This window comes from Mycobacterium sp. NGS19 (assembly GCF_059813155.1).
Genome location: NZ_JCALEB010000006.1, coordinates 364,449 through 379,409 on the forward strand (window position 1 = coordinate 364,449; position 14,961 = coordinate 379,409).

15 protein-coding genes are annotated in these 14,961 nt (G+C 67.1%); 1 reads left to right on the forward strand and 14 read right to left on the reverse strand.

Going from position 1 to position 14,961, the window contains the following annotated elements; all coding sequences use genetic code 11:
- The 3 genes from scpB to AC5Y4N_RS18945 are packed head-to-tail and all read right to left on the reverse strand — an operon-like array spanning position 1 to position 2,367.
- Complete coding sequence (scpB, locus tag AC5Y4N_RS18935) at positions 1–687, reverse strand: SMC-Scp complex subunit ScpB (protein ID WP_499908653.1); 687 nt, start codon at positions 685–687, stop codon at positions 1–3.
- Positions 680–1,507, reverse strand: coding sequence for a segregation/condensation protein A (locus AC5Y4N_RS18940; protein WP_499908655.1), 828 nt, complete (start codon positions 1,505–1,507; stop codon positions 680–682). The genes scpB and AC5Y4N_RS18940 overlap by 8 nt, the downstream gene beginning before the upstream one ends.
- A complete protein-coding gene (locus AC5Y4N_RS18945) occupies positions 1,504–2,367 on the reverse strand; it encodes a ParA family protein (protein WP_499908657.1) in 864 nt (287 codons plus the stop codon). The genes AC5Y4N_RS18940 and AC5Y4N_RS18945 overlap by 4 nt, the downstream gene beginning before the upstream one ends.
- Positions 2,368–2,494: 127 nt before the next feature.
- On the opposite strand from AC5Y4N_RS18945, the gene AC5Y4N_RS18950 reads away from it, so the two are divergent.
- Positions 2,495–3,244: an O-methyltransferase gene (locus AC5Y4N_RS18950; RefSeq protein WP_499908659.1), complete on the forward strand. Its 750-nt coding sequence runs from the start codon at positions 2,495–2,497 to the stop codon at positions 3,242–3,244.
- A 4-nt stretch (positions 3,245–3,248) separates the two neighbouring features.
- Here AC5Y4N_RS18950 and xerD read toward each other — a convergent pair whose 3' ends face one another.
- From xerD to AC5Y4N_RS19005, 11 genes are all read right to left on the reverse strand, one after another.
- A complete protein-coding gene (xerD, locus tag AC5Y4N_RS18955; protein WP_499908661.1) occupies positions 3,249–4,196 on the reverse strand; it encodes a site-specific tyrosine recombinase XerD in 948 nt (315 codons plus the stop codon).
- Positions 4,193–4,816, reverse strand: coding sequence for an NUDIX domain-containing protein (locus AC5Y4N_RS18960; RefSeq protein ID WP_499908663.1), 624 nt, complete (start codon positions 4,814–4,816; stop codon positions 4,193–4,195). The genes xerD and AC5Y4N_RS18960 overlap by 4 nt, the downstream gene beginning before the upstream one ends.
- 24 nt (positions 4,817–4,840) lie before the next feature.
- On the reverse strand, positions 4,841–6,601 hold the full coding sequence (pyrG, locus tag AC5Y4N_RS18965) for a CTP synthase (RefSeq protein ID WP_499908665.1): 1,761 nt from the start codon (positions 6,599–6,601) through the stop codon (positions 4,841–4,843).
- Between the two features lie 140 nt (positions 6,602–6,741).
- Positions 6,742–7,680, reverse strand: coding sequence for a copper transporter (locus tag AC5Y4N_RS18970; RefSeq protein WP_499908667.1), 939 nt, complete (start codon positions 7,678–7,680; stop codon positions 6,742–6,744).
- Positions 7,681–7,690: 10 nt separating this feature from the next.
- Entirely contained in the window at positions 7,691–8,875 is a 1,185-nt protein-coding gene (gene steA / locus AC5Y4N_RS18975) for a putative cytokinetic ring protein SteA (RefSeq protein WP_499908669.1), read from the reverse strand.
- Between the two features lie 155 nt (positions 8,876–9,030).
- A complete protein-coding gene (gene recN / locus AC5Y4N_RS18980; RefSeq protein ID WP_499908671.1) occupies positions 9,031–10,788 on the reverse strand; it encodes a DNA repair protein RecN in 1,758 nt (585 codons plus the stop codon).
- Positions 10,789–10,948: 160 nt separating this feature from the next.
- Positions 10,949–11,887 (reverse strand): NAD kinase, encoded by a 939-nt coding sequence (locus AC5Y4N_RS18985; RefSeq protein ID WP_499908673.1) that lies wholly within the window; start codon positions 11,885–11,887, stop codon positions 10,949–10,951.
- Positions 11,884–12,693, reverse strand: a complete 810-nt coding sequence (locus tag AC5Y4N_RS18990) for a TlyA family RNA methyltransferase (protein WP_499908675.1) — start codon at positions 12,691–12,693, stop codon at positions 11,884–11,886. Before AC5Y4N_RS18990 ends, AC5Y4N_RS18985 begins: the two co-directional genes overlap by 4 nt.
- A gap of 6 nt (positions 12,694–12,699) precedes the next feature.
- Entirely contained in the window at positions 12,700–12,876 is a 177-nt protein-coding gene (locus tag AC5Y4N_RS18995) for a hypothetical protein (protein ID WP_499908677.1), read from the reverse strand.
- Positions 12,873–13,910, reverse strand: coding sequence for an HAD-IIA family hydrolase (locus AC5Y4N_RS19000; RefSeq protein ID WP_499908679.1), 1,038 nt, complete (start codon positions 13,908–13,910; stop codon positions 12,873–12,875). The genes AC5Y4N_RS18995 and AC5Y4N_RS19000 overlap by 4 nt, the downstream gene beginning before the upstream one ends.
- Before the next feature lie 3 nt (positions 13,911–13,913).
- Positions 13,914–14,648, reverse strand: coding sequence for a tetratricopeptide repeat protein (locus AC5Y4N_RS19005; protein WP_499908724.1), 735 nt, complete (start codon positions 14,646–14,648; stop codon positions 13,914–13,916).
- Between the last annotated feature and the right edge of the window lie 313 nt (positions 14,649–14,961).

Genomic DNA, 14,961 nt, shown 5'->3' on the forward strand with positions numbered 1-14,961 from the left:
TCAGTCCTGATCCACGTTGATCTCCGGCACCGGATCGTCAGCGGAAACGCGATTCAAACGGGCGAATCGCGGCTCGCTGTCGAGGGTTTCGGTGATGTCGTCGATGACGTCGATGTCCGGTAGCAGCGGTGCAATGTCGGGCAGGTCCGCTAGCGACGAAAGCCCGAGCCGCTCCAGGAACAATTCCGTGGTCGCGAATGTCACGGCGCCGGTGTCGGGATCTGTGCCGGCCTCAGTGATCAGCCCCCGGGCCAATAGCGTTCGCATCACGGCGTCGACGTTCACGCCACGCACCGCGCTCACCCGCGCCCGGGTGACCGGCTGGCGGTATGCCACGACCGCGAGCGTCTCCAGCGCGGCGCGGGTCAGCTTCGAGCGGGCTCCGTCGAGCAGCAGCTTCTCCACATACGGCGCGAACCGCGCCCGCGTGTACATCCGCCACCCGCCGCCGGCTTCTCGCAGGTCGATCCCGCTGCCGCGGTCGGCCAGCTCGGCGGCCATCCGCTCCAACGCGCCCGCCACCCGATCGGTGGTCTGCTGCGTCACCGTCGCCAACGTCTCCACCGGCACGGGAGTGTCGACTACCAACAGCAGTGCCTCCAGCACGGCCGTCAGCTCGGCGTCGTCGAGCTCGCTTTGAGGCTGCAGCTCGACCCCCAGATCGAGGTCTGGGACCTGTTCACTCATCAGAGGCCGTTTCGCTCCTCGCGTCCGCAGTGGCTTTCACCAAGTCGTCGTCGGTCGGCCGGTCTCCGGTCCATGAAACCTGCAGCACACCAAGTGGTTCTGACTGGTCGAATGCTACCGCTCGCAGCCGGTACAGCTCGAGCAGCGCCAGGAACCGCCCCACGATCTCGATCGCTTCGCCGCAGTCCGCCACCAGCTCGGTGAACGTCGTCCACCGCCCCACCCCGCGACGCGCCAGCTCGTCGAGGACGCGGCCGGCCTGCTCGGGTATCGACACGATCGTCTGGTGCAGATGCTCGGTGGCCACCGTAGGCACCGGCCGCGGCGTCAACGCGGTCGCGGCGATCTGGGCGAACGCGGTTGCGTCGACGCCCAGCATCACTTCGGGCAGGAGGTCGGCGAAGCGGTCCTCCAGCGATACCGATCGCGGGTAGCTGCGCAACGCTGCGGCCTCCAGCTCGGCGAACATCTCGGCGACGTGCTTGAACGCCCGATACTGCAGCAGCCGCGCGAACAGCAGGTCGCGCACTTCCAGCAGCGCGAGATCCTCCGCGTCTTCCACCTCGCCGGCCGGCAACAACCGAGCTGCCTTCAGGTCCAGCAGTGTCGCAGCCACCACCAGAAACGCCGTCGTCTCCTCCAATTCGAGTTGCGCGCCAATGGCTTTCGTGTAGGCGATGAATTCGTCGGTGACTTGGTGCAGCGCTACCTCGGTGACGTCGAGGCGATGCGCGAAGATCAGTTGCAGGAGAAGGTCGAACGGCCCCTCGAAATTGCTGAGCCGAACGTGAAAGGCCGGCGCGGACTCCGTCGACGTCACGCGCCGCCGAACCGGTCGATCACCTCTCGGGCCAGTGACCGATATGCTTCTGCGCCAGCAGATTTCGGTGCCCACGTGGTTATCGGCTCACCGGCCACGCTGGTCTCCGGGAATCGAACCGTGCGGGTGATCACGGTGTCGAACACCAGGTCGCCGAACCGCTCGACCACCCGCGCCATGACTTCGCGGGCGTTGATGGTGCGGGTGTCGAACCGTGTGATCAGAATTCCGGTGATGTGCAGCTTCGGATTCAACCGGTCGTGCACCTTGTCCACGGTGTCGGTCAACAACGCGAGCCCGCGCAGCGAGAAGTATTCGCATTCGGTGGGAATCACCACACCGTCGGCGCATGCCAGCGCATTCACTGTCAGCAGTCCCAGCGACGGCTGACAGTCGACGAGCACATAGTCGTAGCGGTCGAGCACCGGGTACAGGGCGCGGCCTAGCGTCTGCTCGCGGCCGACTTCGTTGACGAGCTGGATCTCGGCGGCCGACAGGTCGATGTTGCTGGGCACCAGATCCAGATGCTTGACCTTGGTGTGCACCATCACGTCGTCGATCGATACCCGCGACTCGATCAGCACGTTGTGAATCGTCGCGTCCAGCTCGTAGTGCGGCACGCCCAGTCCGGCGGATAACGCCCCCTGCGGGTCGAGGTCGACCAGCAGCACCCGCCGGCCGTACTCGGCCAGCGCTGCACCGAGGTTGATGGTCGACGTGGTCTTGCCGACGCCGCCCTTCTGGTTGCACATCGCGATGACCTTCGCCGGACCGTGAGCGGTCTTGGGCTGGGGCTCTGGGATGGCCCGCGGCGGACGGCCGGTGAGGCCGACGCCGGAGCCTTCCGGCTCGTCGGTCACGCCGGGCCGTTCACTGTAGGGGTGGCGGACATCCGGGCAAGTTTAGCGACGTGGCGACCCCGAAACGGGCAGACCCGCGGTCTGCGTAGGCCCCCGCTGCGGCAACACGCTCCATAGGCTGTGAAGCATGAGTGTGAAGCGACGGCTGGGAATGTTGCGGTGGTCGGTGATCCGCATGGGACTCGGTGCCCGCCATTTCTCGCGGACTGGGCAGTGGGGTGACGGACGTGAATCGGCCGTCGCCGACTACGTCGAAAGCCACGCCCGACGAGGCGACATCGACGACGTCCTGAACACCATCGACAGGTTCGCCTACGACCAGTCATTCCTCATCAACATCGGCGACGAGAAAGGACTGCTGCTCGACGCGGCTGTGACGCGGGCGCAGCCCCGTCTGTGCCTGGAGCTCGGCACCTACGTCGGATACGGCTCGTTGCGAATCGCCCGGGCGGCGCCGCAGGCGAAGGTCTATTCGGTCGAGGCATCGGCGGCAAACGCTGCGATCGCGCGGCGAGTCTGGGCGCATGCGGGCGTCGCCGACCGCATCACCTGCGTCGTCGGCATGATCGGTGACGGCGGCCGCACCCTCGATACGCTTGCCGCCTACGGATTTGACGCCGGCAAGATGGATTTCCTGTTCATCGACCACGACAAAAGCGTGTACCTCGACGACTTGCAGAGCATCCTGGCCCGCGGCTGGTTGCATCCCGGGTCGATCGTAGTGGCCGACAACGTGCTGGTCCCCGGTGCGCCCAAATACCGCAAGTACATGGCTGAGCAACAGGGCAAGCGGTTCGCCACGGTCGAGCACAAGACGCACGCTGAATACCAGAGCCTGGTCCCGGACCTCGTGCTGGAATCCGAATACGTCGGATAGCGGGCTAGTGCGCCCGCGGGTGTGCTCCTGCCCAGACCTCGCGCAGCGCGTTCACCGTCACCAGCGTGTAGATCTGCGTGGTGGTCACCGACGCGTGCCCCAGCAGCTCCTGCACGACACGCACGTCGGCGCCGCCGTCGAGCAAATGGGTGGCGAATGAGTGCCGCAGCGTGTGCGGCGACACCCCGGAACTGATCCCGGCGCGCTCGGCCGCGTCCTGCAGCACCTGCCATGCGCTCTGCCGCGAGAGCCGGCCGCCGCGCGCGTTGAGAAAGATCGCCGGGGTGCCGCGTCCGCGCCGTGCCAGATCCGGCCGACCCCGCACGAAGTAGGTGTCGAGCGCTTCGATCGCCGGTCGGCCTACCGGCACGAGCCGATGCTTGCCGCCCTTGCCCCGCAGCAGCACCGAGCGGGCGTGGGTGTCGACGTCGTCGACGTCGAGCCCGACTGCCTCGGAAATCCGCGCGCCGGTCGAATACAGCAGTTCCAGCAGCGCTCGGTTGCGCAAGGCCAGCGGGCCATCGGACGGGCTGTCGCCCCCGGCGCCCGTGAGTAGCGCCAACACCTCGTCGACTGTAAGACTCTTCGGCAATCGCCGAGTCGGCGTCGGCGGCTTGACCGCCCTCGCGACGTCGATGTCGGTCAGCCCTTCCGCGGTGGCGAATCGGTGCCAACCGCGCACTGCGATCAACGCCCGCGCGGCCGATACGGCCGACAATGCGGGGACGCCGGTGTCCGGGTCACCTCGGCGCAACGCCACCAAGAATTCGCTGACGTCGTTCTCGGTGACGTCAGCGAGGTCGTGCACGCCGCGCAGCACCAAGTGGTCCAGGTAGCGGCGCAGGTCCCGCCGATAGGAGCTCAACGTGTTGGCCGCGACGCCGCGTTCGATGGTCAGGTAATCGAGGTAATCCTGCAGCTGGCCAGTGAGCGCGGGCGCGACCGCGGTCATTCGCGACCCAGCCGGCGGGCGAACGCAGTGGGCCGGTCGGGCCACGGGGCGTCGACCGGACGGCTCGGCTTACCGTCGACCACGACCGCGTAAGCGGCCAATACCCCCGCGGCCGCGGATGCGTTGACGATCTCGCCGGCGAGCACCATGTCGGCCGCGGTCTCCAGCGGAAACCAGTGCACGCTCAGGTCCGCCTCCTCGTCCTCTGCCTTCGGCCGCCCCACGTGGGAAAGACCAGTGGCCAGGTACGTGCGTACCGATTCGTCGGAGAACCCGGGCGAGGATGCGGTGTCCAGCAGCACCCGCCACTGGTCGGCGGCGAGCCCGGCTTCTTCCTGCAGTTCGCGTTTGGCGGTCGCGAGTGGTTCTTCATGGGCGGTGTCCAGTAGACCCGCGGGCAGTTCCCACAGCCGGCGCCCCAGCGGGTGCCGATACTGGTAGACCATTGCGATTTGTCGACGGTCGTCCACCGCGGCGATCGCCACCGCACCGTAGTGCTCGACCACCTCGCGCTTCGCGGTGCCACCGCCGGGCATGCTGACCTGATCGACGCGCAGCGCCACAATGCTGCCCTGGTAGACCGTTTCCGACGAGACGGTCTCGAAGACGTGCTCAGCCATGTCGGGTGCTCTTCGCGCAAGCCGTCATGGACGCGCCACTGGCTGGTGCAGCAGCCCCGTCACTCCTGTCGGGTGTTCGCTGCCGTTCGGCGGCGCTTCCGGGATCTCCACCGGAAGCCGTTCTGCCGCTTTGTATTCCAGTGCCGCGCCGACGAACGAGACGAACAGCGGGTGCGGTCGGGTGGGCCGGCTCTTCAACTCCGGATGCGCTTGGGTGCCGACGATGAACGGGTGCACGTCCCGCGGATACTCGACGAACTCGACCAGCCGGCCGTCGGGCGATGTCCCGGAGAACCGCAGACCGCTGGCCGCGATGCGATCGCGGTACTCGTTGTTCACCTCGTAGCGGTGCCGGTGCCGCTCCGACACCTCGGTGGCCTCATAAGCCTCTGCCACAATGGATCCCGGCTCCAGCACGGCGGGGTACGCGCCCAGCCGCATCGTGCCGCCCATGTCCGCTTGCCCGGCGACCACATGCTGTTGATCGGCCATCGTGGATATCACCGGGTCGGGGGTATCCGGATCGAACTCGGCCGAATTGGCCTGGGTCAGTCCGACGGAGCGCGCTGCCTCTATCACGATGCACTGCAACCCCAAGCACAACCCCAGCACCGGTAAACCATGGGTGCGCGCGTAACGTATCGCGCCGATCTTGCCCTCGATGCCGCGGATGCCGAAGCCACCCGGGATCAGCACCCCGTGCACGTCGCCAAGCGCAGCGGCCGCCCCGCTCGTCGTCTGACAGTCATCGGAAGCGACCCAACGCATTTCGACCCGGGCGCGATGCTTGAATCCCCCCGCCCGCAGTGCCTCGGCCACCGACAGATACGCGTCGGACAGGTCAACGTACTTGCCTACCAGCGCAATCCGCACGGTTTCGCGCGGTTCATGTACCCGCCGCAGCAAGTCGTCCCATTCGGTCCAGTCGACGTCGCGGAACGGCAGGTTCAGCCGGCGGACCACGAACGCGTCGAGTTCTTCGCGGTGCAGCACCTTGGGGATGTCGTAGATCGACGGCGCATCGGGTGTGGAGATCACGCCGTCGATGTCCACGTCGCACATCAGCGCGATTTTGTTCTTGAGCGGCTCGGGGACATCGCGGTCACAGCGCAGGATCAATGCGTCCGGCTGAATACCGATGCTGCGCAACGCGGCCACCGAATGCTGGGTGGGCTTGGTTTTCAGCTCGCCTGACGGCGCCAGGTATGGCACCAGCGACACGTGCAGGAAGAACACGTTTTCCCGCCCGACGTCGTGACGGACCTGCCGGGCCGCCTCGAGGAAGGGCTGCGATTCGATGTCGCCGACGGTACCGCCGATCTCTGTGATCACCACGTCTGGCCGGTTGCCGTCGGCATCCGGTTCGGCCATCGCGAGGATGCGGCTCTTGATCTCGTCGGTGATGTGCGGAATCACCTGCACGGTGTCACCCAGGTATTCGCCGCGGCGCTCTTTGGCGATGACCGACGAATACACTTGGCCGGTGGTCACATTCGCTTGCGCCGACAAGTTGCGGTCCAGGAACCGCTCGTAGTGGCCGACGTCGAGGTCGGTTTCGGCGCCGTCCTCGGTGACGAACACCTCCCCGTGCTGAAACGGGTTCATGGTGCCCGGATCCACGTTGAGATACGGGTCCAGCTTTTGCATGGTCACCTGCAACCCGCGCGCGGTGAGGAGCTGACCCAGGCTCGAAGCGGTCAAGCCCTTGCCGAGCGACGACGCCACCCCGCCGCTGACGAACAGATGCTTGGTAGCGGTTTGCGGGTGCTTGCGTAACGCTGGCAAGAGCGACTCCCGTGACGACGGCGCAGGGCTTTGTCTTTTCCAGGCAGTTTCACCTAGCTGGGGCCTGCCGACCCACGGAATTTCACCTTAACACCGCCGCCGACAACGCGGCGCTAACACGCCCGGCCCGCAGGAAGCGTCTACTGCGGCACGGTGAGTGCTTGGGCCCCTTCGCCGCTGCCGTATTGCGTGGCGCGGGCTCCGCTGAGCAGGTCATGCAAGGCCAAGATGGTCGTGATACGACCCGATTCCATGTCGACGTTGTCGACGGTGGTGACGGCACCCGCCATGCCCGAATCGGCCCGCACCACAGCCACCGCGGCCGTCCCCGACGCCGAACCGTCAGCTCCTGCCAGCACGGTCCCCGCGCCGTGCGGCGCCAGCGCCGCGGCAAACCGTGCAACGGTGGGGCCGCTGTTGCCGGCGTCCTCTTTGAGCGCGCCGCCGGTTACCACGATCGCGGTATTGGCCGCACCGACTTTGCCCTGATAGGTGATGAAGCCGGTCTGGCGCAAGGCCGCCAGGACGGTTTCGCGCTGGGTGTCGTCGACGGGCGGCGTGGCTGGGTTCTTGTTGAGTTGAAGCACAATGCCCAGCAGGTCTCCGGCTTGGGCACCCTGGTCCACCGATGCGGTGTTCAACTGTGACCCCGCCGGCAATATCGACGAGTTCACCACCGAGAGCAGTTTGTCCGCGGCGTTGCCGCCGACGAATTGTTGGGTGAGCGTGACGGTCCCGCTCAGCGTGCCGCCCGCATCCCCCACGAGTCTGGACAGCGAGGTGACGGTGTCGTCGGAGGCGTCCGGGGTGCGGAAGATGACCACCGACTTGCCGCCCAACGCACCGTTGACCATCCGCCCGGCCATCGCTGCATCGAATTCGCCTGCCGCATTCAGCTTTTCGTTGAGCGCATTGTTGTGTCGTTCGAGCTCGCTGATCTTGTCCTGCAGCTGCTTCTTGTCGTCACGCAATCCCGACACCAGCGTGTCCGACAACAGCCCGGAACCCAACACCACGCCGACAGCCAGTGCAAGGAACACGGCGGCAAGCGAAATCGCGTGCTGACGAAGCGAAATCACGGGCAGCGTCCTAGGCGACCAGTCCCTGGACCCACAACGAGAATCGGTTCCAATACACGAGAACCCAATCCAGCACCGCATGCTCGCTGCGCGACACCCACAACGCCACAATGATCGCGACGAGCATCGCCAACACCAGCATGGCGATCGCGCCGCCGGAAATCCGGTTGCGGTACAGGGTGGCGACGGCCTTGGCGTCGACCAGCTTCTGCCCGACCTTCAGCCGCGTGAGGAACGTCGACGGATTACTTTGCGCGCGACTGCGATCGAAGAACTCCTCGATGGTCGCGCTGTGGCCGGCGGTGACGATCAGCGCCGCGCCGTGGTGGTCGGTCAGCAGCAGCGCAAGGTCCATCGCCGAGCCGGCCGCCGGGAACGTCATGGCGCCCACGCCAAGATCCTGGATTCGGTCCAGGCCGGGCGCGTGGCCGTCGGCATCGGCCGGCAGGACCACCTGCGCACCGCAGCGCAACACGTCGGCGGTCATCTTCTCCGGGTCGCCGACGATCAGCTGCGGCCGATAACCGGCCTTGCGTAGCACATCCGCACCGGCTCCGACACCGACGAGCACCGGCTGGTACTCCTTGATGAACGGCTTGAGACTCTTCAGATCGTCTGCGGCAGAGTCTTCTTCGCCGACGACCACGACGTGGCGACGGTTGAGGTCCACGTCGATGTCCGGGATACCGATTCCGTCGATGAGCAACGGGCTTTCGCTGCGGATGAATTCAATCGTGTTGCCGGCGAACGCCTCCAGGTGTGCGACGAGCCCACTCTTGGCTTCGTGCATCAGGTCGGCGATTTCTTCGTCGCTGCGTTGCGATCCGACAACCAGTCGACGGTCGCCGGAGTACACCGCGCCGTTGTGCACGCGCACCCGGGCGCCGTCTTTCACCTTCTTGAAGACGTCCGGGCCGGTGTCGTCGATCAGCGTCACGCCGTTGGCCACCAGCACCTCGGGGCCAAGATTGGGATAGCGGCCGGTGATCGACGGCGACGCATTGATCACCGCTGCGACTCCGGAGTCCACCAGCGCGTCGGCGGTCACGCGGTCCAAGTCTCGGGCGTCGAGCACGACGATGTCTCCGGGCCCGACGCGCCGCAACAGCCGGTCGATGTCTTTGTCCACCACAGCGGTGCCGACGATTCCGGGGCGCGAGGACGTATTTCGGGACAGCAGCGAAGACATCTTCATGCGGCGATTCTGGCCACGGATGCCGCCGAGGCCCGGGAGGCGCGCCGTAACAACAGCCACACAAGTTAACTTTTGTCACATCCCGGTTGCCCCGCGAGCGAGCGTGTCCATACACGACACGCCGCGTGTTGGTGTACGGCAGCGCACGCTCACGGCTAGATGGACGCGCGCTCAGCAGCGGCCGTTTCCAGCAGCTCGCGGGCGTGCGCCCTGGCGGTATCGGACTCGCCCAGACCCGCCAGCATGCGGGCCAGCTCGGCCACGCGACCGTCGTCGTCGAGGCGACGTACCACGCTGGTGCCGTTGCGGCCCCCCGCGTCGACCACCAGATGCACATCCGCATACGCCGCGACCTGAGGCAGGTGCGTCACGACGATCACCTGATGAGTCCGCGCCAGCCGTGCCAGCCGTCGCCCGATCTGAACCGCGGCCCGCCCGCCGACGCCGGCGTCGACCTCGTCGAACACCATCGTCGTGCCCTCGGCCGATGCCGCAAGCACAACCTCGAGGGCGAGCATCAGCCGGGACAGCTCACCTCCCGACGCGCTCTTGTGGACCGGCAGCACTGCGCCGCCCTTGTGCGCGCTGAAGCCGAACTCGACGAGGTCGGTGCCCGACGATCCCGCGTGCACGGTGGTCCCCGGTGGCACGATCAGCGGCGCGGAGTCGTCGGGACGGGCCGGCAACGGCTGCACCTCGACCGTGAACTCCGCGGCGCCCATCGCAAGTCCCGACAACTCCGCGGTGACGGCCTTGGCCAGACCCTTCGCCGCCTTGGTCCGCGCCTTCGTCAGGTCGGCGGCCGCGGCGGCCACCTGGCCCGCGAGGTCCTCAACGGTACGGGACAGCGCCGTCAGCGCCTCCTCCGAAACGTCGATCTGAGCCAGCCGCTCTCGCGCCTGCCCCGCCCAGGCCAGCACGCCGTCGATGTCTGCCGCGTACTTTCTGGTCAACGTGCGAAGCTGGGCCTGGCGTGCCAGCTTGGTTTCCAAAGCGCTTGCGTCCGTTGGTAATTCGTCGAGATAAGCCGCCAATTCACTGGCCACGTCGGTGACCAGTGTCAGCGCCTCCCCTAGCTGAGTGGACAGTGCTGCCAACGCGCTGTCGCCGGTTTCCAACGCTGACATGGCTCGACCGATGAGGTCGGTCGCCGAACCGTCGTTATCACCGATTTCGTCGCGGGTGCCCGCCAACGCGGCGCGGGCGGTCTGCGCGGCTTCTCGCAGCGCATCGAGTTCGGACAGACGGCGGATGTCGGCGACAATCGACTCGTCTTCCCCGGGCAACGGGTCGATCGAGTTGATCTCGTCGATCGCGAACTTGAGCCGATCGGCCTCCTGCACCAATTCACGCGCATGCTCGGTCCGCTCGGCGAGATCGCGGCGCGCTTGCAGCCAGTCATTGCGCAGCTTGCGGTAGCGGTCGAGCTTCGGCCCCACTCCGGCGTACCGGTCGAGGGCGGCGCGTTGCTCGTCGGGCCGCATCAGCCGCAGTTGGTCGTTTTGGCCGTGCAACGTCAGCAATTCGGTGGTGAAGGCGCTCAGCGACTTCGCCGGCACGCTGCGGCCGCCCAGATAGGCGCGGGACCGGCCGTCGCTGGTGACCGACCGACTGGCGATGACGCTGCCGTCGTCGTCACGCTCGGCGCCGCAGGAGTCGAGTATCCCGACGATGTCAGTCGCCGCGGTTTCGTCGAGATCGCTTGTGGTAAAACGGCCTTCGACCACAGCGCGTTCGGCTCCGGAGCGGACGCGGGTAGCGTCGGCGCGGGCGCCACCGAGCAGATGCAGGCCGGTCACCACCATCGTCTTGCCGGCGCCGGTCTCGCCGGTGAGCACCGTGAACCCGCGGTCGAACTCGGCCACCGCCGAGCCGATCGCGCCCAGCGATTCGATCCGGATTTCGCAGAGCACTCAGTTCCTTCTGTTCTTCGCGCAAGCGCTCATCAGTGCCTTCTGTTCTTCGCGCAAGCGCTCATCAGTGCCTTTTCTTCTTCGCGCAAGCGCTCATCAGTGCCTTTTCTTCTTCGCGCAAGCGCTCATCAGTTCATTCTCTTCTTCGCGCAAGCGCTCATCAGTGCCCCGCCGTCGTCGGGCCGCGCCACCCGGTGACCGGCAACCGGAACTTGCGCACCAGCCGGTCGGTGAACGGCGCGCTGTCGAGGCGCACCCAGCGCACGGGCGTGGCGCACCTGGTCACTTCCAGTCGTGCGCCGGCGGGCACCAGCATTTGACGGCGGCCGTCGCACACCACGACGGCGTCATTGCCGTCGTTCTCCACTTCGATCGCGATGCACGCCGCCGGGCTGGTGACCATGGGACGCGCGAACAACGCATGGGCGTTGTTGGGCACCACGAGAATGGCCTCGAGGTCCGGCCACAAGATCGGGCCGCCGGCCGAAAACGCGTACGCCGTGGAGCCGGTCGGCGTGGAGACCAGCACGCCGTCGCAGCCGAACGACGACACCGGCCGTCCGTCGACTTCCAGCACCACGCCCAGCACGCCCAGGTGCGTTCCTTTCTCCAGGCTGGCCTCGTTGATCGCCCAACCCTGGCCGACGACTTCGCCGTCGGCACGCACCGAAACATCGAGCGTCATGCGATCCTCGACGCGGTAGTCCCGGTCGATGATGTGGTGCAGCACGCGGTCGATCGCCTCTGCCTCGGCTTCGGCCAGGAACCCGATGCGGCCGAGGTTCACGCCGAGCACCGGTACGGCCGCGTTTCGGGCCAGCTCAGCGGCACGCAGGAAGGTGCCGTCGCCGCCCAGCACGAGGACGAGCTCGCAGCCGACGGCCGCGTCGTGCGTCGGCTCGACGACCTCGATGTCGACGCCCAGCGCACGTATGTCGTCCGGTGACAGGTGCAGCCTGCCGCGGTCGACGGCCTCGGCGGACAAGACGCGCAGACTGATTCCGTTGTCGCCCAACACTTTATGGACACGGCGGGCGGTGTCGGTGGCTTCGTCACGGCCGGTGTGAACCACCAGAAGTACCGCGCGTTCGCTGGTCACTGCGGACCCTCCGCGACCGCGCGCGCCACCGCTTGCGCCAACTCGTCACCTGTAAGGCCATGGTCGGTGCGGGACCGCAGATGCAAGAAGTACTCGACGTTGCCCGACGGTCCCGGCAGCGGGCTTGCGACGACGTCGACGGGCTTCCAGCCGAGTTCCGCTGCGCGGCGCGCGACGGCCAGCACGGCGCGGCTGCGCAGAGCCGGGTCGCTGACCACACCGCCCCGGCTTACATGGTCCTTCCCCACCTCGAACTGAGGCTTCACCATCGGAACGATATCCGCCTCCGCGGTCGCACATGACGTCAGCGATGCGAGCACCGTGGTCAGCGAAATGAACGACAGATCGGCGACCACCAGATCCGCTGGGCCGCCGATGTCTTGCACGGAAAGCTCGCGCACATTCGTGCGGTCCAGCACCCGCACTCGAGGATCCGACCGCAGCGACCAGGCCAACTGCCCATACCCCACGTCGACGGCAATCACCTCGCGTGCCCCGCGGTCGAGCAACACTTCGGTGAACCCACCCGTGGAGGCGCCGGCATCGAGGCAGCGCCGAGCCGTTACCGATATCGAGAACGCATCGAGGGCGCCGATCAGCTTGTGCGCACCACGTGACACCCAACTTCGGGCGCCGTCGTCTGCGACAGCCAGGCGAGCAGTGGTGGCGACGGCGGTAGCCGGCTTGGCGGCCGGCATTCCGTCGATGGTGACTCGGCCGGCGCCGATGAGTTCGGCCGCCTGCTGCCGCGAGCGCGCCAGCCCGCGCCTCACCAGTTCGACGTCAACGCGTGCACGCCGGGCCACCGGTGGTCAACCCTTTTCCACCGATTCCAAGGCGCGGACCAGCACGTCGTGCGCCTGTTCGAGCCGTGCCGCGATGCCCTCGATATCCAAAGCACTCAGGTCGGCGCTTTCGGCCGCAACGTCGGGCAGGTCGGCAAGTAGCGCAGCGATGTCCGCGCGGATTCGGTCTGGGTCTGCAGTCATGACGCCTTCACGCTATCCGATGCCAGGACCCCGGCGGCGACGGCGCGGCGCAGCGCCTGATGCGCTCGTTGGTCCCCGGCGACGATCGGCCGCGCGCGGGGGTAGTCGGCTTCCCGCCACACCGCATCGGCGACCGCACGAATGACCGAGAGTCCGTCGTCGTCGGCCGGGTCGTCCCGGGCGGTGACCGTGATGCCGTCAGAACCGCTTTCGACGTGCCACGCCGGTTGGGTGACGACGCGAAGCCGCTTGGCTGAATCCGTCAGTCCGCGAAGATCGTTGGCGATGTACGTCGGGCGCTCATGCTCCGCGGCAAACACTGCCTGCTCGGCCGTGCTCACCCCTGTGAGCACCATCATGCTGGGTAACTGTGCTGCGTTGGCGCCTGCGATGTCGGTGTCCAGCCTGTCGCCGACCACGAGGGGACTACGAAAACTACCGCGGCTCAAGGCATCTCGGAACAGGGTCGGCTGAGGTTTGCCCGCAACTCTGGGCTCCTGCTCGGTGGCAGCGCGAAGTGCGGCGACCATTGCGCCGTTGCCGGGCAGCAGTCCAAATTCAGTCGGAAGCGTGAGATCGACGTTCGCCGCGAGCCATAGTGCGCCACCGCGAATTGCCAGCGCCGCTTCGGCGAGGTTGGGCCAGCAGGTGTGCGGCGAGTGTCCCTGCACAACCGCGACCGGTGCGTCGGCCCACTGCCGGACCGGCCGCAGACCGACCGCAGCGACCTCTGCGGCGAGCGCCTCGGTGCCGACGATCAGCACCGCCGCGTCGGCCGCCAGTTCTGCGGCGAGCAGTCGCGCGGCTGTCTGAGCGCTGGTGACGACGTCGTCGGGTTTTGCGGTGAACCCGATGTCGCGGAGATGGTCGGCGACTTCGGCCGCTGACCGCGAAGCGTTGTTCGTGACGAACAAGACCCGCGCATCGACGGCTGCGAGAGTTGCGACGGCACCGACGGTGGGTGACGCTCCCCGAAACAGAGTGCCGTCGAGGTCGAGAAGCAGGCAATCATGTTGCCGCGCAAGGGATGTCATGTATCAGGCCAGCTCCGCAACGCGATCCTCGGCGTCGGTGACACCGTCGACGTCGGCGGCCGCCGCATGCAGAAACCACTGCAATGCCTCTTCCCCGCGGCCGAGTGCGAGGAGCGTGTCCGCGTAGGCGTAGCAGAGTCGGGCGGCGGTCTGCCCCTGGCGGGCCGGGTCGATCGGCGGTGACGACAGCGTGGCCAGCGCCTGCTCGAGTTGACCCAGATCAGCGCGGGCGCCGGCGGCGACGATCCGCATCTCGTCGGCGTCGTCACCGGTGAGTTGGGCGGCCTCCGGGCTGCGGGCCAGCTCGATCGCGCGCTCGGGACGGCCGACACCGCGCTCGCAGTCGGCGATCAACGGCAGCAGCGTCGACTTGCTGCCAAGGCGTCGGGCCGCACGCAGTTCCGCGAGCGCCTGAGCCCAGTCACCGCAGCGGTAGGCCGCGATACCGACCGCTTCGCGGACCGCAGCGATCCGTCCCGAACGCGCCCGGGCGGCGCGGGCGTGGGCCAGCGCCGCTTCGGGATCGTCGTCGAGAAGCTCCCCCGCGGCGACGAGGTGCTTGGCCACCATGTCCGCGTTGACGCGGTCCAAAGTGGTTAATTCGCGCCGGATTTCGGGCGACAGCTGCCTGGCGTCGACGTCGGCGGGCAGTGGTGGTGCCGCCGACCGCGCGTCCTGAGTGCCGGCGTCGTCCGGTTGCGGCTGCGCCCGGCGGGCTCGATTCGGCCCCGAGCGCATCGGCGGTTGCGAACGCTTGTCCCGCCGCTGCGTGCTCCGCGGACCGCCTCCGCCGGTGCCGTTGACGTCGGGACCGTTGCCGCGGATGTGACGACGTTCGCCGCCTGCTCTGTTGTCGACCACTGAAACCTTTCGCAGTAACCCGTGTCAGGATACGGTCCGGCGCGAGCAGTGACGGGAGTGCGTTACAGCCAACACTCAACCGGGTGGGCGTTTTTGCACACGGCAGTGCCAATGAGCCTATTAATAGTTGGAATGAAACGGTTCGGATAGAGAAATGCCCCCCGAATGTGTCGGGGGGCATTTCTTAATG

Excerpts from the sequence above, each read along its gene's own strand:
- scpB (WP_499908653.1), bottom strand. The coding sequence starts at position 687 with ATGAGTGAACAGGTCCCAGACCTCGATCTGGGGGTCGAGCTGCAGCCT.
- AC5Y4N_RS18950 (WP_499908659.1), top strand. The coding sequence starts at position 2,495 with ATGAGTGTGAAGCGACGGCTGGGAATGTTGCGGTGGTCGGTGATCCGC.
- xerD (WP_499908661.1), bottom strand. The coding sequence starts at position 4,196 with ATGACCGCGGTCGCGCCCGCGCTCACTGGCCAGCTGCAGGATTACCTC.
- AC5Y4N_RS18960 (WP_499908663.1), bottom strand. The coding sequence starts at position 4,816 with ATGGCTGAGCACGTCTTCGAGACCGTCTCGTCGGAAACGGTCTACCAG.
- steA (WP_499908669.1), bottom strand. The coding sequence starts at position 8,875 with ATGAAGATGTCTTCGCTGCTGTCCCGAAATACGTCCTCGCGCCCCGGA.
- AC5Y4N_RS18995 (WP_499908677.1), bottom strand. The coding sequence starts at position 12,876 with ATGACTGCAGACCCAGACCGAATCCGCGCGGACATCGCTGCGCTACTT.
- AC5Y4N_RS19000 (WP_499908679.1), bottom strand. The coding sequence starts at position 13,910 with ATGACATCCCTTGCGCGGCAACATGATTGCCTGCTTCTCGACCTCGAC.
- AC5Y4N_RS19005 (WP_499908724.1), bottom strand. The coding sequence starts at position 14,648 with ATGCGCTCGGGGCCGAATCGAGCCCGCCGGGCGCAGCCGCAACCGGAC.